The sequence below is a fragment of the Streptomyces sp. NPDC001532 genome, assembly GCF_040298625.1.
Taxonomy (GTDB): domain Bacteria; phylum Actinomycetota; class Actinomycetes; order Streptomycetales; family Streptomycetaceae; genus Streptomyces.
This window is the reverse complement of record NZ_JBEPAL010000079.1, coordinates 1-18,162: the sequence shown is the minus strand read 5'-3', so window position 1 is coordinate 18,162 and position 18,162 is coordinate 1. Positions and strand designations below refer to the sequence as shown.

The following is an 18,162-nucleotide window of genomic DNA, read 5'->3' as shown; positions in this document are numbered from 1 at the left end:
TCGCATCTTTTTTCTGCGGCTCCTTTTTTTGTTTTTTTCTTATACTCACACCCGGGGGGGGGGGCGCCCCCGCCCCGCCCCCCCCCGCCGCCGCATTCGGGCGCACCGGCCGCCCGCTCCCACACCCCGCCCCGCGATCCCGCAGGTCCGCGCCGGGCACCGGCCGCGCCGAACGGGCACAAGCGGGCAGCATCGGCCCGGCAACAGGCCTGGTCAGCTCCCGGCCCCCGCTGTAGAACTTCCCCCAAGGGCCCCACCGGGCCCGAACGGGCAGTACCGGGCAGCGAGGCGAGGAGGCGGGTTCCGGCCATGGCCATGACGACGACGGAGGAGCGGCGGCGCGAGATCGTGCGGGTCGTCCGTGCCACCGGCTCGGTCGACGTCACCGCGCTCGCCGCCGAACTGGGCGTGGCCAGGGAGACCGTACGACGGGATCTGCGCGTCCTGGAGGACCACGGCCTGGTGCGCCGTACGCACGGCGGGGCCTACCCCGTGGAGAGCGCCGGGTTCGAGACGACGCTCTCCTTCCGCGCCACCAGTCACGTGCCCGAGAAGCGCCGGATCGCGACCGCCGCCGCCGAACTGCTCGGCGACGCCGAGACGGTCTTCGTCGACGAGGGCTTCACCCCGCAGCTCATCGCCGAGGCCCTGCCCCGCGACCGGCCGCTGACCGTGGTCACCGCCTCCCTGCCGGTCGCGGGCGCGCTCGCCGGGGCGGACCACGTCTCGGTGCTGCTGCTCGGCGGCCGGGTCCGCGCCGGCACCCTCGCCACCGTGGACCACTGGACGACGAAGATGCTGGCCGGCTTCGTCGTCGACCTGGCCTACATCGGCGCCAACGGCATCTCCCGCGAGCACGGCCTGACCACTCCCGACCCGGCGGTCGGCGAGGTCAAGGCGCAGGCGGTGCGGGCCGCGCGGCGCACGGTGTTCGCGGGCGTGCACACCAAGTTCGGCGCGGTGAGCTTCTGCCGGTTCGCGGAGATCGGCGCGCTGGAGGCGATCGTGACGAGCACGCTGCTGCCGTCGGCGGAGGCCCACCGCTACTCCCTGCTGGGCCCCCAGGTCATCCGCGTCTGACACACCACTCCCTCCCTGCCGGGGCCCGTCACACCTGACGACGCCCCTTATCTCCCCATACGTCCAGGAGCGATCCATGCGAACCCAGAGCCGACGACGACCACCGCGAGCCACGCTCGCCACGGCCGTCGCAGGGACGCTGCTCGCCCCGCTGCTCTCCGGCTGCTGGGTCGGAGCGGGCGGGGCCGGATCCGGCGGTGACGCCATCAACGTCCTCATGGTCAACAACCCCCAGATGACCGAGTTGCAGAAGCTCACCGCGGCGCACTTCACCGCGGAGACCGGCATCGAGGTCAACTTCACCGTGCTGCCCGAGAACGACGTCCGCGACAAGATCAGCCAGGACTTCGCCAACCAGGCCGGCCAGTACGACGTCGCCACCCTCTCCAACTACGAGACACCGATCTACGCCCGCAACGGCTGGCTGAAGGAGATGGACTCCTACGTCGCGAAGGACCCGTCGTACGACGAGCAGGACGTCCTCAAGCCGATGCGCCAGTCGCTGACCGGCGACGACGGCAAGCTCTACGGCCAGCCCTTCTACGGCGAGTCGTCGTTCCTGATGTACCGCAAGGACGTCTTCGCCCGCGAGGGCCTGACCATGCCTGAGCACCCCACCTGGCAGCAGGTGGCCGACCTCGCCGCGCGGACGGACGGCGCCGAACCCGGCATGAAGGGCATCTGCCTGCGCGGCCTGCCCGGCTGGGGCGAGGTGATGGCACCGCTCACCACGGTCGTGAACACCTTCGGCGGCACCTGGTTCGACGAGGACTGGAAGGCGCGCCTGGACTCGCCCGAGTTCGAGAAGGCGACGAAGTTCTATGTCGACCTGGTGCGCGCGCACGGCGAGTCCGGTGCCGCCCAGTCCGGGTTCGCCGAGTGCCTCAACAACATGACCCAGGGCAAGGTCGCCATGTGGTACGACGCCACCTCCGCCGCCGGCCTGCTCGAAGCCTCCGGCTCCCCCGTCAAGGGCAAGGTGGGCTACGCCCCCGCGCCCGTCGAGCGCACCGAGTCCTCCGGCTGGCTCTACACCTGGGCCTGGGGCATCCAGAACGCCTCCCGCAACCCCGACAAGGCGTGGAAGTTCGTCTCCTGGGCGTCGAGCAAGGAGTACGAGGAACTGGTCGGCGAGGAGATCGGCTGGTCCAACGTCCCGGCCGGCAAGCGGGCGTCGACCTACGACCGCCCCGCCTACCGCGCGGAGGCCGCCGCCTTCCAGGAGATGACCCGCGCGGCCATCGAGGGGGCCCGCCCGGACGACCCCGGCGTCCAGCCGCGCCCCGCGCCCGGCATCCAGTTCGTCGGCATCCCGGAGTTCACCGACCTCGGCACCCAGGTCTCCCAGGAGATCAGCGCGGCCATCGCCGGACGCCAGTCCGTCGAGCAGGCCCTGGACAGGTCCCAGCAGCTCGCCGAGCGCATCTCCGAGGAGTACGAGGGACGATGACCGTGACGACGACGGCCCCCGCGGCCGCCACCCCCGTACGCACCTCGGGCACGCCGAAGGCCCGCCTGCGCGCCTGGGCGACGCGCGCACCGCTCCTGCCCGCCCTGATCTTCATGATCGTGGTGACCCAGCTGCCGTTCGTGGCCACGCTGGTGATCTCCTTCTTCGACTGGAACGCCCTCTACCCCGACGCCCGCGGCTTCACCGGCGTCGACAACTACCGCCAGGTCCTCACCGATGCCGACCTGCGCCACTCGGTCGGCACGACGATCCTGCTGACGGCGACGGTGGTGCTGGTCAGCCTGGTTCTGGGCCTGCTGCTGGCGCTGCTCCTGGACCGCCGGTTCCGGGGCCGGGGCGTGGTGCGCACGCTGCTGATCGCCCCGTTCCTGGTGGTGCCGGTCGCGGCCGCGCTGCTCTGGAAGCACGTCCTCTACAACCCCGAGTACGGCCTGCTGAACGGTCTGCTGAGCTATGTCGGCGGACCGCAGCCGGACTGGATCTCCAACACCCCGCTGCTCGCCGTCGAGGCGTCCCTGGTCTGGCAGTGGACCCCGTTCATGATGCTGATCCTGCTCGCCGGACTGCAGAGCCGGGACCCGCAGCAGATCGAGGCCGCGCGGGTGGACGGCGCGAGCGACTGGCAGATCTTCCGCCATCTGACCCTCCCCCACCTGCGCCGCTACCTCGAACTCGGCGCCCTGCTCGGCTCGATCCACATCGTGCAGAACTTCGACGCCGTCTTCACGATCACCTCCGGCGGCCTCGGCACCGCCAACCTGCCCTACACCGTCTACCAGAGCTTCTACCAGGCCCACGAGAACGGCCTCGCCTCGGCCGCGGGCGTCCTGGTGGTCATCGGCTCCCTCGTCATCGCGACCTTCGCGCTGCGGGTCGTGTCGTCCCTCTTCCGCGAGGAGGTGTCCCGCGCGTGAACGCCGTACGCCGCACCTGGCCGACCCTGCTGGCCTGGCTGGCCGGGATCGGGTTCTTCCTGCCGATCGCCTGGATGGCGCTGACGTCCTTCCACTCGGAGGCGGACGCGGCGACCAACCCGCCCTCCCTCACCGCCTCCCTCACCCTCGACGGCTACCGCGAGTTCTTCGGCGTCTCGGGCGGCGCGAGCCCCTGGCCGGCGCTGATCAACTCGACCGTGGCGTCGGTGGCGTCGACGCTGCTGGTCCTGCTCCTCGCCCTCCCGGCGGCGTACGCGCTGTCGATCCGCCGCGTCCGCAAGTGGACGGACGTGCTGTTCTTCTTCCTCTCCACCAAGATGCTGCCGGTGGTCGCGGGACTCCTGCCGATCTACCTCTTCGCGCGGGACGCGGGCCTGCTGGACAACATCTGGCTGCTGGTCGTCCTCTACACCTCCATGAACCTGCCGATCGCGGTGTGGATGATGCAGTCCTTCCTCGCCGAGGTCCCGGTCGCGGTGATCGAGGCGGCCCGGGTGGACGGGGCACGCCTGCCGACGGTCCTCACCCGCGTGGTGGCCCCCATCGCCCTGCCCGGCATCGCGGCGACGGCCCTGATCTGCTTCATCTTCAGCTGGAACGAACTGCTCTTCGCCCGGGTGCTCACCGGGGTCGTCGCCGAGACCGCGCCCGTCTTCCTGACCGGCTTCATCACCAGCCAGGGCCTGTTCCTGGCGAAGGTGTGCGCCGCGTCGCTCGTGATCTCCCTGCCGGTGCTCGCCGCGGGGTTCGCCGCCCAGGACAAGCTGGTCCAGGGCCTGTCGTTGGGAGCCGTGAAATGAAGGCCGCCGTCATCGAGTCCGTGGGCCGGGCCGTCGTCGCCGAGGTGCCGGATCCGACGCCGGGCCCGCGCGAGGTCGTCGTCGAGGTCGCCGCCTGCGGACTGTGCGGCACGGACCTGCACATCCTCCAGGGCGAGTTCGCCCCGAAGCTGCCGATCGTGCCCGGGCACGAGTTCGCCGGCGAGGTGGTCGGCGTCGGCACCCAGGTCACGGAGCTGTCGGTGGGCGACCGCGTGGCGGTCGACCCCTCCCTCTACTGCCACGAGTGTCGCTACTGCCGCACGGGCCACAACAACCTCTGCGAACGCTGGGCCGCGATCGGCGTCACCACGGCGGGCGGCGCGGCCCGCTACGCCGTCGCCCCGGTCGCCAACTGCGTACGCCTCCCCGAGCACATCCGCACCCAGGACGCGGCGCTGGTGGAGCCCCTGTCCTGCGCGGTCCGCGGCTACGACGTGCTGCGCTCCCGCCTCGGCGCGCACGTCCTGATCTACGGCTCCGGCACGATGGGCCTGATGATGCTGGAGCTGGCCAAGCGGACCGGCGCGGCCTGCGTGGACGTGGTGGACGTGAACCCGTCCCGCCTGGAGACGGCCCGCCGCCTGGGCGTCTCGGCGGCCGCCGCGAACCCGGACGAGCTGGACCGCCCGCAGGGCTGGGACGTGGTGATCGACGCCACCGGCAACGCGGCGGCGATCCAGGACGGCCTGGGCCGGGTGGCCAAGGCGGGCACCTTCCTCCAGTTCGGCGTGGCCGACTACGCGACCCGCGTGACGATCGACCCGTACCGCATCTACAACCAGGAGATCACCATCACCGGCTCCATGGCCGTCCTGCACAGCTTCGAACGCGCGGCGGAACTCTTCGCGAACGGCGTCCTGGACCCGGAGATCTTCATCAGCGACCGCATCCCGCTGGACCGCTACCCGCAGGCACTGGAGCAGTTCGCGCAGGGGGTGGGGAGGAAGATCGTCGTGGTGCCGTGACCGTCGCTGGGACGGGTGGGGGCGGCGGGGGCGACGACCCGGCCGGGGAGCCCCCTCCCACCGAATGGACCCTGGTAAGGGAACGGTAAAACGCCCTCGCTCGTTCTACGAGGCATGACAGCTATGACCCCCGGCTCGAACATCCCTCTCTCCGCCGCCCGCGTGTCGGTGGACGTCGGCGCCCCCGTCCGGCTCGACGTTTCGGGCCTGCTGCTCACCGCCGACGGCAAGGTGCGCTCCGACGACGACTTCATCTTCTACAACCAGCCCACGGGCCCCGGCGTGACGTACCGCTCCGGCGGCGGCAGCGCCCCGGACGCGATCACGGTGGACACCGGCGCCGTCCCCCCGGGCATCGAGAAGATCGTCGTCACGGCCAGCCCCGACGCGGCCGGCCAGACCTTCCAGGGCATCGAACCGACGGCGACCATCCGCAACGCCGACGACGGCTCGGTCCTGGCCACCTTCACGCCCCCGCAGCTCGGCTCCGAGACGGCCCTGGTGATCGTGGAGGTCTATCTGCGCAACGGCCAGTGGAAGGCCCGCGCGGTCGGCCAGGGCTACGCCGACGGCCTGGCCGGCATCGCCACCGACTTCGGCGTCAGCGTGGAGGAGCCCGCCGCCCCGGCGGCACAGCCGGTCACCCCGCCCCCGGCCCCCGCCCAGCCCGCGGCGACGGACCCGCGTCTGGCGGTGCCGCCGGTCCCCGCCACTCCTCCGGCCGCCCCGGCCGCTCCGCCCGCCCCCGCCCCCGGCGCCGGGAAGATCAACCTGGACAAGGGCCGGGTCAGCCTCCAGAAGAACCAGACCGTGTCCCTGATGAAGGGCGGCCGCCCGCTGCTCTCCCAGGTCAAGATGGGCCTCGGCTGGGAGCCGGCGTACCGCGGCAAGGACATCGACCTGGACGCCTCGGTCATCGCCTACGGCCCGCAGCGCAACCACATCGACAGCTGCTACTTCGGCAAGCTGACCATCGTCGGCGGCGCGATCCGGCACTCGGGAGACAACCTGACCGGCGAGGGCGGCGGCGACGACGAGGTCATCACCGTCGACCTCGGCCGCCTCCCGATGGACGTCAGCGGCCTGGTCTTCACCGTGAACTCGTTCTCCGGCCAGAAGTTCACCGAGGTCGCCAAGGCCTACTGCCGTCTGATGGACGCCACGACCGGCGAGGAACTGGTCCGCTTCGACCTCACCAGCGCCGAGCCGCAGACCGGCGTGATGATGGCGAAGCTGATCCGCCAGTACTCCGGCGAGTGGGAGATGACGGCCATGGGCGACTTCGTGAAGGCACGCACGGTCCGCAACATGGTCAAGCCCGCGGCCCAGGCCCTGTAGCGGCCCCGAAGCCCCGAGGGTGCCGCCCGGCCCGCCGTCCGGGCACCCTCGGGGGGTGGTTCGCCGATTCGTCCCGCCGCTTCACCGTGCCCCCGTAATCTCTGGGACAGGAGTCCAACGAGGGGCGGGCGCATGGCTGTTGAGAGCCGGGCGGGGGAATGGTTCATCAGTTACGCGCGGGACGACCGCGCCTGGGCCGAGTGGATCGCCTGGCATCTCCAGGACGCCGGCCTGTCCGTCGGGCTGGACACCGCGCGGATCCCTCCGGGCGCCCGCTGGGACACGGCGATCAGTACCGCGCTGCGAAACGCCCGGCACATGCTGGTGCTGGTCTCGGCGTCCTCCCGGTCCAGCCGCTGGGCCCAGCGGGAACGGGAGCAGGCGCTCGCCTCCGGGATCACCGTCGTACCCGTGCGGCTCGACGACACTCCGCTCACGGACGGCCTCGACGATCTGCGCGGCCTGCGGTCGGTACGCCTCACCGGACTGGACGAGCACGCCGCCCGCGACGCCGTACTGCGTGCCGTGGCCCCGGACGGCCCGCCCGGCTCCCGCGTCCTGCGCCGGCTGGGCGCCAGCAGCCCCCGCCTGCCGGGCAGCCTGCCCCGTATCTGGAACGTCCCGCGCCGCTCGGACGGTTTCGTCGGCCGCGGCGCGCTCCTGTCCGAGGTGCGTACGGCCCTGACGGAGCAGGCCGTGGTCGCCCTGGTGGGCGAGCCGGGGATCGGCAAGACCCAGCTGGCCGTGGAGTACGCGCACCGCTTCGCCGGGGAGTACGAGCTGGTCTGGTGGATCCGGGCGGATCACGAGCCGGTCGCCGCCCGGCTCGCCGGTCTGGCCGCCCGCACCGGCGCGGCCGGCGCGGACACCCGCGCCGCCGAGGCACTGCTCGCCCTCGTCGCCGAACTGCGCACCCGCGGGCGCTGGCTGCTGGTCTTCGACGACCTCGGCTCACGGGCGGAGCTGCCGCCGGAACTGCTGGAGGTCGCCGACAACGGGCAGATCCTGATCACGTCGCGGGGCACCGGCTGGCCCTCGCCAACGCGGCTGATCGAGGTGGGCCGCCTCAGCACCGAGGAGTCGGTGTCCCTGCTCCGGGAACTGGTGCCGTCCCTGAGCCGCGCCGACGCCGGACAACTGGCGGCCGACGTGGGCGGTATGCCGCTCGCGCTGTCCCAGGCCGCGAGCATCATCGGGGCCGGGGTGCCGGTGGGCGCCTACCGCAGGGCGCTGCCGGCCACCGAGGTCACGGGCACCGCTCCCCGCTCCCTGCAGACCACGGTCCGGCTGGCCCTCGACCTGCTGGCGCCGCGCGTCCCCGAGGCCGAGCCGCTGGTGACGGCGCTCTCCCTCCTCGCACCGGAACCGTTCCCGCTCCGGCACGGCGGCCCGCTGCCCGACTGGACCCCTGCGCCGCTGCGGTCGGTGGCGCGCGACCCGCTGGTCCGCGAGCGGGTACTGGAGGCCATCGGGGGTCTGGGGCTCGTCCAGGTGGACGGCGACACGGTCCAGCTCCATCCGCTCACCGTCACCGCCGTGCGCGACCGGCTCTCCCCGCCCGACCGGGACACCGCCGCGCTGGGCGCGCAGGCGCTGCTGGTGGCGGCGCTGCCGTCCCGGTCCGAGGGCCCGGAATCCTGGGTGCCGCTGCTGCCGCATCTGATGGCCGTCGAGCCGCGCGACCTGACCAGGCCGGAAGGGTACGAGGCGGTACACACGGGCTGTCTGTGGCTGCTGGAGCACGGCGAACCGGCCGGTGTCCCGTCCCGGCTCGGCCTGCTGCGCACCGCCTGCTCGGAGCGGTTCGGCGCGAAGGCGGCACTCACCCTGGACCTGACGGCGAGCCTGGCACGGGCCCTGGACGAGAGCGGTGAGCCGGCCGAGGCGCGGCCGCTCCTGGAAGGACTGATGGAGGAACTGAACCGGATCCACGGCGGGGTGGATCCGGAGACGCTGACGGTCGCCGCGCACCTCACAGCGGTCCTCGGCGCGCTGGACGAGCCGGACGCCGCCACGGAGCTGGGCTCGCGCACCCTCCACTCGATGCAGGTCGTCCTCGGCCCCGACCACCCCCGCACCCTCGCCCTGGCCTCCGTCCTGGTGCCCCTCCTCCAGGCCACGGACAAGAGCGGCAAGGCACTGGAGCTGGCGGAGGACGTGTTCCAGCGCTACCGGCGGGTCTACGGCTCGGACGAGGCCCACACCATGGCCGCCGCCGCCCAGGTGGCCGCCCTGCTGGAGGCGGACGGCCACCCCGACGCGCTGCGGCAGGCCCGAGGACTGCGCGAGGACCTGGTGCACTGGCACAGCCGTTCCTCGGGCCCGGCCTCGGCGGCCGCCCTGCGGGCCCGGGTGGCCCTGAGCGCCACGCTCAGCCGCCTCGGCATGCACGAGCTGGCCCTCGGCCGGCTGGAGGGCATCCTCCAGGAGCAGACTCAGCTCTTCGGCCGGCGGCATGCCGAGACCATGGACACCGTCGCCGTCCTCGCCGTCGTCCTGTTCCGCGCGGACGCGGCCGGGTCCGCGCTGCGGCTCACCGCCGAACTGCTCGACTGGCAGCGTGACGTCCTCGGCCCCGACGCCCCGCGGACCCTGCGCACCGCCGCTCTGAAGGCCGCCCTGCACTTCGCCGCGGGCGAGACGGTGCCGGCGCTGTCGGCGGCTCGGGACGCCCACGCCCAGCAGGCCGAGGCATACGGTGAGGAGCACCCCGACACGCAGCGCACGGCGGTCCTGCTGGCCGACTGCCTGGACCGGGCCGGGGCCCCACAGCTGGCGACGCGGATGCGCCGGCGACTCCCGCCGGGTCTGTCGCGCGCCGAGGTCGTCGACCGCCTCCTCGACGACCAGCTCACGGCGTCGGTGCTCCGCACGCCACCACGCGAGGCGCCCGTGGCCGAGAAGGACCCCGCGACCGAGCCGCGGCCCGGTCGCGTCGCCGGCTCGCTGCCCGAACCGACGAGCGTGCTGGTGAGCTATGTGACGGACGACGAGTTCTGGGCCAGGTGGGTGCGGCACGAACTGCTGAGCCTCGGCCACCGGGTGACGATGGAGGCGGAGGACACCCATCCGGGGCGTCCCCTCGCGCAGGACTCCCGTATCGTCCTGGCGCTGCTGTCCCCCGCGTACCTCGAGCGGATGGCGCACCGCTCGTGGACGGCCGCCGACTGGGCCGAGCTGCGCCTCGGGCACTCGCTGGGCCGTCGCCGCTTCGTCCCGCTCCTCGTCCACCTCGTCGAACCGGAGCGGCTGCCGCACGCCCTGCGCGAGGAAGTGGTCCCGTCCCTGTACGACCTGGACTCGGACGCCGCCCGCGAGCTGCTGCGCTTCGCCCTCACCGCACCGACGGCGCCGAGCCGGGGCCCGGAGTTCCCCGGCTCGTCCGCCGGCAGCGACAGCGGCGAGGACCTGCTGACACGTCGTCTCGTCAACGCGCTGGAGCGTTCGGCCGGCCTGCAGCAGCGTGAGGGCCGCGAGCTGTGGCTGTCTCTGATCGGTGCGGACACCGGCCGCCCGATGCACCTCTCACGGGGCGAGGTGTCCCTGCGCACGCTGCTCTACGAGGTGGTGCGGACCGTGCGGTCGGCCTCCGGGTCCCTGCTTCCGCTGGTGGAGGCGCTGGAAGCGCTGGAACCGGGCAGCCCCGCGGTCGACGAGGCCCGCCGCGTCGCGGAGGAGTTGGAGCGCCGCAGGCAGTCCGAGCGCCGTCAGGGCCGGCCGTGACCGCCCCGCCCCCGCCCGTCGTGCCCGGCCCGCCGGCTCCCATCCCGCACTGGTACTTCACCGGCTACTCCGAGCAGGAGGTGAACTTCCCGCTGGTCAGACGGTTCCACGACGATGTCCAGTCGCAGGTGCGGGGGGTGCTCGGCAAGCACATGCCGGGGCAGGGCTTCGTCGACTTCAAGGACATCACGGCGGGTGAACGCTGGGAGGAGCGAGTGGTCCGCAACGGCGTGTGCACGACGCGGGCCATGCTGGTGCTGTACTCGCCCAGCTACTTCCACAGCCGCTGGTGCGCCCGTGAGTGGACGGTCTTCACCGCACGGGAGAAGCGCTACCGCGACGGCGGCGGCACCGTCCCGTGCCTCATCGGCGTGCTCTGGCAGCGCGGCACGCAGGAGTGGCCGGACGCCGTCAACGCCTTCCAGTACGTCCGGCGCACCCCGGACACCACCTACGAGAAGCACGGCCTGCTGCATCTCGTCCCGTACAAGGCGGACGACCCGGGATCCGACGAGTACCGGGGCATCGTGCGGGAGGTGGCCGCGCTCATCGCCGACGCGCACCGGGCGCGGATCCCGGCCATCGCCGTCGAGGAGACCACCGGACTTCGCCCGCCGTTCGGGCCGGAGTCCCTGCTGCCCGTGGACTACGTGGTCGCGTACACCGCCGGGAACCGCGACTGGGGTCAGTGGGCCTATGTCGAGCTGGAGCGGCTGGGGACGGTCGACGCGCTGGAGCTGCACAGCGGCGAGAGCGGTCATCCCGAGCGGCTGCGGCAGGCGTTGCGCCGGGCGAACCGGGTCGTGCTCCTGGTGTCGCGGCACAGCCTGACCACCGGGGACCTGACGAAGGACACGCTGGACGCCGCCTACGCCGACCAGGAGTTCTCGCTCGATCTGCCGCGTCTCGTGCCCTTCTTCATCGAACACGTCTCCGAAGAGGCCGTCCCGGAGGGCTTCCGCCCGCTGCTGGGCAACGCCCTGTACGGCATTCCCGACGCGTCAGCGGTCCAGGAGATCCTGGTCGCGGCGGTCACCGCACCGGTTCACCCGTCGGCCGCCGCCACCGAGGAGGACCCGGCCGCGCCGAGCGACGTCCGGGCCGTGGACCGCGCGCTGGTGGACAACCTGGTGGTCGCCTCCTCGGTCCGTGACCCGGTGATCCGCGCCCTGTGGCTGGAGCGCACCGCCATCCCGAAGGAGGCGTACCCGGACCCCACCTATCCGCTGCGCGTGTGGCTCTTCAAGGTGCTCGCCGCCTGCGAGAGCCATTTCGGCGGCTACGAACCGCTGGCCACCGCCCTGGAGGACCTGGAGCTGGGCAGCTCCGAGGCCCTCCGGGTGCGCAAGCTCGTCAGTGAGATGGCCGCCGCCGGCAAGGAGTAGCGGCCCTCACACCGCCCACGGCCACGCCGCGTCCCGTCCCGCCTCCAGCAGCGGGACCATCCGGAACGCGGCGTCCGAGAGACCGCCGAACGTGTGCCGGTTGCCGGTGCCGGACGGGCCGTGGCCCGCGCGATAGCCGGCGAGGTTCCAGGTGTAGACCGGGACGTGGGCCGGGATCTGCTCGGTCGGGCCGCCGTGGCGGTGGTGGGTGTACTGCTCGTCGGTGACGATCAGCACCCGGTCGTGCTTGCGGTAGTGCCGGCGCACCGCCTCGGTGGTGTCGGTGCCGCCGAGGTCGCCGAAGCGGCCGAGGATCCTCAGCACCGACTCGCCCTTGCGGAAGGCCACCGCGTTGCTGGTGGTGCCGAACTCGACGAGGTCCGCCCGCGCGGCCCGCAGCGCGAGCGCCGTGCCGAAGACGGCCGCCGCGTCGGCCCGGTTGAGCTCGGAGCGGTCGGAGAGCCGCGACCAGAACATCGAGCCGGAGCGGTCGACCAGCACCAGGGTGCGGCCGGGCAGCGCGGGCACGTTGGCCAGCGAGTGGCCGAGCGCCCGCTCCAGCGGGTACGCCCAGCGCAGCGACGGGGCGTGCTGGTGGGCGGCCAGGTAGCGGAAGGGGAACTGCCGCGAGCGGCGTACCTCCTCCGGGTCGGCGATCCGCGCGGCGACCCGTGCCGCGACCTCGTCGGACACTCCGGCCTCGTCGAAGTTCCGCAGGTTGCGCACGAGCGCCATGGTGCCCATGGACGGGATCACGGCCTCCCAGGCCGCCTTGTCCATCGGCCCCTGGAGCCAGCCGGCCAGCGCCTCCCAGGTCATCCCGGCCGCCGCCAGCCGCTCGGCGCCGCCGGGTGCCGTGACGAGGGCGCGCCGCTGCTCGACCGGTACCGCCATCAGCTCGCGGTGCGCGGTGAGCACGGTGCTGGACGCGGGCGGCCGGGCGTTCTCCGGGTGGTGCCGCCGGTCGAGGGCGTACCGGAACAGCTCGCCCTGCCAGGGCTTGTCCGGGTCCGGCGCGGCGTGCACCAGGTTGAGGATGTCGCCGAAGCGGTAGCCCTTGGAGGGGGTGTCGTACTTCAGCAGCGCCTTGCCGCTGTAGAGCCGTCGTACGGCGTCGGCGACTCCTCGCTTGACCGGCTTCGGGACGGCGCGGCCGTAGGACGAGGTCCAGTAGGCGAGCAGTTCGCCGGGCTCGTCGGGGCGCTGGAGCACGGAGTCGACGACCTGGCGGTTGGCGGGGCCGTCGGTGGCGCCCGCGTCGAGCCGTGCCTTCACGTACTCGGCGGCGCCGACCAGGGCCGCTGTGCGCAGGTTGCCCTCGCCGCGCAGCCAGCCGAGCAGTCCGGCCGTCCAGGACGGGTCGGAGACGGCGAGTTCGCGCACGAGCCGCGCGTAGCGGTCGTCGCGGGCGTCGCCGGACTCGTGGAAGGTCTGCTGGGAGACGAGGTTGGCGACGGCGAGCAGGAACAGCTCGGACCGCGCGTCGCGCTCGTGGCCCCGGCCGCCCTGGTGGGTGCGCAGCGTACGGCCGGTGGTCGTCACCGGCGAGACGGGCTGGGCCTTCGCGGCCCGCGTGTTGAATCGCGCCATGTCGAATTCCCCCGAATTCGGTGTCGTTCGGAGGGAGGCGCAGCAAAGGGAAGGTGCCCGAGAACAGAAGTCGGCGGCGGCGACATAGCCTGACGCGTCTTCCAGTTCCGCCACATCGGCCGTACGCCGATGACGGGATTCGAACCCGCACGATTTCTCATCAGGTCCGGAAGTATCCGCTGCCTTCGCACCGGGCACCCACCGAGAGCTGCGCCTCCCGAGATCAGGTGGGCTGCGGCATGGGATTCTCTGGAAAAGAAGGAGCCGCCGCCCTCGCACCGGGAGGTGCCGAGCATCTGGTGTCCGGCGTGCGGGTCTTCGCCTTCGCGCCTGGACACGGATCACTTTAGGAGGGCGGCCGCGGGCCGGGCGAGCGAATTAGTTCCCCTGCTGCGAGCGTGCCTTGAACGCCGCTTTGCGCGCCTCCTTGGCGATCTTCTTGTCGGGGTGGATGCGCCCCATCGCCTCCAGGACGTCCGCGGTCGCCGGGTGGTCCACCCGCCAGGCCGCCGCGAAGAAGCCGCTGTGCTGCTCGGCCAGGCCTTCGACGAGGGCCTGGAGTTCCTCGGAGTTGCCCTCGGCGGCGAGCTGGGCGGCGAGGGTGTCGACGGTCAGCCAGTAGATCATCGCCTCGGACGGCGGCGGCACCTGCGCGGCGCCGTGCTCGCTGAGCCACACCCGGGCGAGGCCGCCGAGTTCGGCGTCGTCCAGCACCTCGCGCAGCGCGGGCTCGGCGTCGGCGCCGACCAGGGACAGCGCCTGCTGGCAGCGCAGCCGGCGCAGCGGCGCCCCGGCGTCGGCGCCACGGGCGGCGGACAGCAACTCGCGGGCGGCGGCCAGGGGTTCGCGCCGGGCGAGCCACTGCTCGGTCTCGGCCTGCGCGGCGCGCGGCCCGAACCCGGAGGTGCCGTCGAGCAGCGTGTCGGCGCCCTTGTCGGAGAGTTCACCGACGGCGGGTGCGTCGAACCCGGCCTCCAGCAGCCGGGCGCGCAGTCCGTACCGGCCGAGCGGGGTGAGCCGCACCATGCCGTAGCGGGAGACGTCGGTGTCGTCGACGGGTGCGCCAGGCTCCTCGTCGGTGTCGGACATCAGCGCCTCGTCGACCGGCTGGTACTCCACGAGTCCCACCGGTTCCAGCAGCCGGAACTGGTCGTCCAGGCGCATCATCGCGTCGGAGACCTGTTCCAGGACGGCGTTGCTGGGTTCGCCCATGTCGCCGGGGACGATGACCGAGGCGGCGAGCGCGGGCAGCGGGACGGGGGTGTCGCCGGGGCCGTCCTCGCTGACGGTGAGCAGGTAGAGGTTGGCGAGCACGCCGTCCAGGAACTCCGCCTCGGCCTCCGGGTCCCAGTCGAGGGCGGAGAAGTCGACCTGGCCGCCCTCGTCGAGGGCGTCGACCAGGTCGTCGAGGTCGGGCACGCTCGCGTCGGCGAGCACGGTCTCCAGCGCGGTCTGCCAGACGCCGAGCACGTCCTGCGGAGAGCCGCCGGTGAGCAGCGCGAGGTCGCCGCCGGCCGCGACGGTGCCGGTCTCCTCGTCGACGATCTCGACGAGCCCGGTGTCGACGGCGACCCGCCAGGCCTCACTGGCGTGGGCGGCGGCGTCGTCCCCGGTCAGGCCCAGCGCCTCGGCCGCCGCGGGCAGTTGCTCCTCGGCCAGTCCGCCGCCGGCGTCGACCCGGGTGTCGGGTCCGGCCCAGCGGGCGAGCCGGGCGGCGCGGGAGAGCAGCGGGGTGGCCAGCGCGTCGCGCGCCAGTTCCGCGTCGGAGGTCAGCCGTACCGGCGGCAAGGGGGAGCTGTCTGACATCGGCTGGTTCTCCTAGGGGCGCCTGAGCGGCGTACGTCCAGTGGTTCAGCCGCTCAGCCTAGACGGATTTCCACCCATGCCGACCGGTTCATCTCCCGGTCGCCGGTTGTACATGGCCGAAACCTTGACAACCGGCCGGAACAGGCAGGAGATTGACGCGCGTAGAAGTCGGCGGACAGCTGTTCACTGATCGGGGGTGACCGTTGGCCCCTTCTCGGGCACACTGGCCACGGTTTCTACGCGCGTCGCCACCGCCTCACCGGTCGCTCGCGGCGCGTCCGTCACGTTCCACCCTCGTCCCGGCGCCCATGTACGTCCCCGGAGGGATCCCGTTGCCGAGCAAGTCTTCCGCGCGCCTCGCCGCGCTCACCGTCGCCGCCGTGTGCTCCGCGGCCTCGACCGTCGTCCTCACCTCCCCCGCGCACGCCGACGCGGTGCGCATCCGTGACATCCAGGGCACCACCCGGATATCGCCGTACGCCGGCAAGCAGGTCGCGGACGTGGCCGGAATCGTCACCGGCGTGCGGACCTACGGCTCGTCGCGGGGCTTCTGGATCCAGGACCCGAACCCGGACGCCGACGCGGCCACCAGCGAGGGCGTCTTCGTCTTCACCAGCTCCACGCCCAAGGGTGTGGCCGTCGGTGACGCGGTGACGGTGTCGGGCACGGTCTCCGAGTACGTCCCGGGCGGCACCTCCTCCGGCAACCAGGCCATCACCGAGATCACCCGGCCGACGTTCACCGTGGTCTCCACCGGCAACGCCGTCCCCGCGCCGGCCGTCGTCGACGCCGACTCGGTGCCGGACGCGTACAGCCCGCAGGGCGACCCGGCCGCGAACGGCTCGGTCAACGCGCTGCCGCTGCGCCCCGGTTCCTACGCCCTGGACTACTACGAGTCCCTGGAGGGCATGAACGTCCAGGTCGCCGACGCCCGCGTGGTCGGCGCCACCGACCCGTACACCGAGCTGTGGGTCACGGTGAAGCCGGACGAGCACGACAACCGGCGCGGCGGCACGGTCTACGGCTCCTACACCGCCCAGAACTCCGGCCGGCTCCAGATCCAGTCCCTGGGCAAGACCGCCGACTTCCCCGACGCGAACGTCGGCGACACCCTCGCGGGCACCACCACCGGCCCGCTGGACTACAACCAGTTCGGCGGCTACACCCTCGTCGCCAACGAGCTGGGCACCCTGGCGAGCGGCGGCCTGGAGCGCGAGACCACCCGCAAGCAGAAGAACGGCGAGCTGGCGGTCGCGACGTACAACGTCGAGAACCTGGACCCGTCCGACGCCACCTTCGCCGCGCACGCCGCCGCGATCGTGGACAACCTGAGCGCCCCCGACATCGTGTCCCTGGAGGAGATCCAGGACAACAACGGCGCCACCGACGACGGCACGGTCGCCGCGGACCTGACGGTGACCAAGCTGATCGACGCGATCGTGGCAGCGGGCGGCCCGCGCTACGACTGGCGCGCGATCGACCCGGCGGACAAGACCGACGGCGGCGAGCCGGGCGGCAACATCCGCCAGGTGTTCCTGTTCAACCCGGAGCGGGTCTCCTTCACCGACCGCGCGGGCGGCGACGCGAGCACGGCCGTCGGGGTGACGCGGGAGCGCGGCAAGGCGGCGCTGACGGTCTCGCCGGGCCGGATCGACCCGGCGAACGCGGCCTGGGCCAACAGCCGCAAGCCGCTGGTCGGCGAGTTCGTCTTCCGCGGCCGTACGGTCTTCGTGATCGCCAACCACTTCAACTCCAAGGGCGGCGACCAGGGCCTGACCTCGCAGTACCAGCCGCCGGCCCGCAGCTCGGAGACCCAGCGCCACCTCCAGGCGACCGCGGTGAACACCTTCGTCAAGGAGGTCCTGGCCACCCAGAAGAACGCGGACGTGGTCGCGCTCGGCGACATCAACGACTTCGAGTTCTCCGGCACGACCGAGGCCCTGGAGGGCGACGGCGAGCTGTGGTCGGCGGTCAAGTCGCTGCCGCGCTCCGAGCGGTACTCGTACGTCTACCAGGGCAACAGCCAGGTCCTCGACCAGATCCTGATCAGCCCGTCGATCCGGCGCGGCTGCGACTTCGAGTACGACAGCGTGCACCTCAACGCCGAGTTCCACGACCAGATCAGCGACCACGACCCGCAGGTGCTGCGGTTCCGCCCGTAACCGGGGTGATCAGTCGGGCAGCAGGCCCACGGCGTGGGTGTGGCGGGTGCCGGTGAACCCCTGGACCCCGGGGTACGTCCGCACCCGCTCCCACTGCTCGGTGGGCGCGCCGATGCCTTCGCCGGGAGCGGCGAGCACGTCGTCGTAGGCCTGCTCGCTCTCCCACTCGGCGTAGTTCAGGACATGGGTTCCGTCGGTGCTGAGGTGGAAGTGGGCGGAGATCAGGCCGCGGTGGCCCACCGGGTCAGCGGCCAGCGCCTTGACCACCTCGTCGATCCAGTCGCCGCGCCGCTCCGCCGCGTACGGCGCGAAGTCGATCCGGACGGTCACGACCAGCCCGGGCACCCGGGTGTCACCGACGGCGCGTTCGCGGCTGCGGTGGTGCCGGTAGCGGTGAAGCGCGACGCGTTCGATGCCGGGTACGGCGGTGTCGATCTCGTCGACCCGTTCCTGCCGGTGGGTCTTCACGAATGCCTCGTAGGCCTGTTCGCTCGTCCACTGTGAGTGGTGCATCAGTGTGGAGCCGTCCCGTCCCGTGTAGACGTGGTAGGCGAGCAGCCCGGCGGCGGGCCATGGCCGGCGCTCCCAGGTCCGCGCGATCGCCTCGACGGCCGCCCGCTGCCGCTCGGGCGTCCCGAGCCGCCAGGTGCTGAAGAACGGCGCCCGGGCGTCCGGGCGGGTGAGGTCGGGGTGGGCGTCGGTACGGCGGGTCATGTCGGTCTCCCGAAAGAGGCTGGTCGGTGCGTGTACCGACCAGCCTCCGACCTCAACCGAACTTCAGGTCAAGCGTGTTCCGGCGCGGCCTTCGGGAGGTGACCCGAAGGCGCTCGCCGGGGCGTGCTCACCGCCCGCCGCGGCGGCGCAGTATCCCGGCCGCCGCCAGCAC

Annotated in this window: 12 protein-coding genes; 9 read left to right on the top strand and 3 right to left on the bottom strand. The window is 72.5% G+C overall.

The window, feature by feature from the left end:
• Positions 1-309: 309 nt before the first annotated feature.
• The 8 genes from ABT232_RS37850 (at position 310) to ABT232_RS37815 (ending at position 11,718) form a co-directional block, all read left to right on the top strand.
• A complete protein-coding gene (locus ABT232_RS37850) occupies positions 310-1,080 on the top strand; it encodes a DeoR/GlpR family DNA-binding transcription regulator (RefSeq protein WP_351849217.1) in 771 nt (256 codons plus the stop codon).
• A 76-nt stretch (positions 1,081-1,156) separates the two neighbouring features.
• Positions 1,157-2,530 carry an ABC transporter substrate-binding protein gene (locus tag ABT232_RS37845; protein ID WP_351849214.1) on the top strand — a complete coding sequence of 458 codons (1,374 nt, stop codon included), beginning with the start codon at positions 1,157-1,159 and terminating at the stop codon, positions 2,528-2,530.
• A complete protein-coding gene (locus tag ABT232_RS37840) occupies positions 2,527-3,465 on the top strand; it encodes a carbohydrate ABC transporter permease (protein WP_351849211.1) in 939 nt (312 codons plus the stop codon). The genes ABT232_RS37845 and ABT232_RS37840 overlap by 4 nt, the downstream gene beginning before the upstream one ends.
• Complete coding sequence (locus ABT232_RS37835) at positions 3,462-4,286, top strand: carbohydrate ABC transporter permease (RefSeq protein ID WP_351849208.1); 825 nt, start codon at positions 3,462-3,464, stop codon at positions 4,284-4,286. The genes ABT232_RS37840 and ABT232_RS37835 overlap by 4 nt, the downstream gene beginning before the upstream one ends.
• Positions 4,283-5,272, top strand: coding sequence for a zinc-dependent alcohol dehydrogenase family protein (locus ABT232_RS37830; RefSeq protein WP_351849205.1), 990 nt, complete (start codon positions 4,283-4,285; stop codon positions 5,270-5,272). Before ABT232_RS37835 ends, ABT232_RS37830 begins: the two co-directional genes overlap by 4 nt.
• A 123-nt stretch (positions 5,273-5,395) precedes the next feature.
• Complete coding sequence (locus ABT232_RS37825; protein ID WP_351849219.1) at positions 5,396-6,610, top strand: TerD family protein; 1,215 nt, start codon at positions 5,396-5,398, stop codon at positions 6,608-6,610.
• Between the two features lie 132 nt (positions 6,611-6,742).
• Positions 6,743-10,333 carry an FxSxx-COOH system tetratricopeptide repeat protein gene (gene fxsT, locus ABT232_RS37820; RefSeq protein ID WP_351849202.1) on the top strand — a complete coding sequence of 1,197 codons (3,591 nt, stop codon included), beginning with the start codon at positions 6,743-6,745 and terminating at the stop codon, positions 10,331-10,333.
• Complete coding sequence (locus tag ABT232_RS37815; protein WP_351849199.1) at positions 10,330-11,718, top strand: TIR domain-containing protein; 1,389 nt, start codon at positions 10,330-10,332, stop codon at positions 11,716-11,718. The genes fxsT and ABT232_RS37815 overlap by 4 nt, the downstream gene beginning before the upstream one ends.
• A gap of 6 nt (positions 11,719-11,724) precedes the next feature.
• Here ABT232_RS37815 and ABT232_RS37810 read toward each other — a convergent pair whose 3' ends face one another.
• Together ABT232_RS37810 and ABT232_RS37805 are read right to left on the bottom strand one after the other, a co-directional pair.
• Positions 11,725-13,308 (bottom strand): TROVE domain-containing protein, encoded by a 1,584-nt coding sequence (locus ABT232_RS37810; protein WP_351849196.1) that lies wholly within the window; start codon positions 13,306-13,308, stop codon positions 11,725-11,727.
• A 378-nt stretch (positions 13,309-13,686) separates the two neighbouring features.
• Positions 13,687-15,114: a hypothetical protein gene (locus ABT232_RS37805; RefSeq protein WP_351849193.1), complete on the bottom strand. Its 1,428-nt coding sequence runs from the start codon at positions 15,112-15,114 to the stop codon at positions 13,687-13,689.
• A 332-nt stretch (positions 15,115-15,446) separates the two neighbouring features.
• Between ABT232_RS37805 and ABT232_RS37800 the strand changes: the two genes are divergently transcribed.
• Positions 15,447-17,276, top strand: coding sequence for a DUF8508 domain-containing protein (locus ABT232_RS37800; RefSeq protein ID WP_351849191.1), 1,830 nt, complete (start codon positions 15,447-15,449; stop codon positions 17,274-17,276).
• Positions 17,277-17,285: 9 nt separating this feature from the next.
• Here the strand turns inward: ABT232_RS37800 and ABT232_RS37795 are convergent, their stop codons facing one another.
• The gene (locus tag ABT232_RS37795) at positions 17,286-17,990 is read right to left on the bottom strand and encodes a hypothetical protein (RefSeq protein ID WP_351849188.1); all 705 of its coding nucleotides are present in this window, start codon (positions 17,988-17,990) and stop codon (positions 17,286-17,288) included.
• Positions 17,991-18,162: the final 172 nt, after the last annotated feature.

What these genes read in the sequence shown, in the direction of transcription:
- ABT232_RS37850 (WP_351849217.1), top strand. Translation starts at nt 310, where the DNA reads ATGGCCATGACGACGACGGAGGAGCGGCGGCGCGAGATCGTGCGGGTC.
- ABT232_RS37845 (WP_351849214.1), top strand. Translation starts at nt 1,157, where the DNA reads ATGCGAACCCAGAGCCGACGACGACCACCGCGAGCCACGCTCGCCACG.
- ABT232_RS37840 (WP_351849211.1), top strand. Translation starts at nt 2,527, where the DNA reads ATGACCGTGACGACGACGGCCCCCGCGGCCGCCACCCCCGTACGCACC.
- ABT232_RS37830 (WP_351849205.1), top strand. Translation starts at nt 4,283, where the DNA reads ATGAAGGCCGCCGTCATCGAGTCCGTGGGCCGGGCCGTCGTCGCCGAG.
- ABT232_RS37825 (WP_351849219.1), top strand. Translation starts at nt 5,396, where the DNA reads ATGACCCCCGGCTCGAACATCCCTCTCTCCGCCGCCCGCGTGTCGGTG.
- fxsT (WP_351849202.1), top strand. Translation starts at nt 6,743, where the DNA reads ATGGCTGTTGAGAGCCGGGCGGGGGAATGGTTCATCAGTTACGCGCGG.
- ABT232_RS37810 (WP_351849196.1), bottom strand. Translation starts at nt 13,308, where the DNA reads ATGGCGCGATTCAACACGCGGGCCGCGAAGGCCCAGCCCGTCTCGCCG.
- ABT232_RS37805 (WP_351849193.1), bottom strand. Translation starts at nt 15,114, where the DNA reads ATGTCAGACAGCTCCCCCTTGCCGCCGGTACGGCTGACCTCCGACGCG.
- ABT232_RS37795 (WP_351849188.1), bottom strand. Translation starts at nt 17,990, where the DNA reads ATGACCCGCCGTACCGACGCCCACCCCGACCTCACCCGCCCGGACGCC.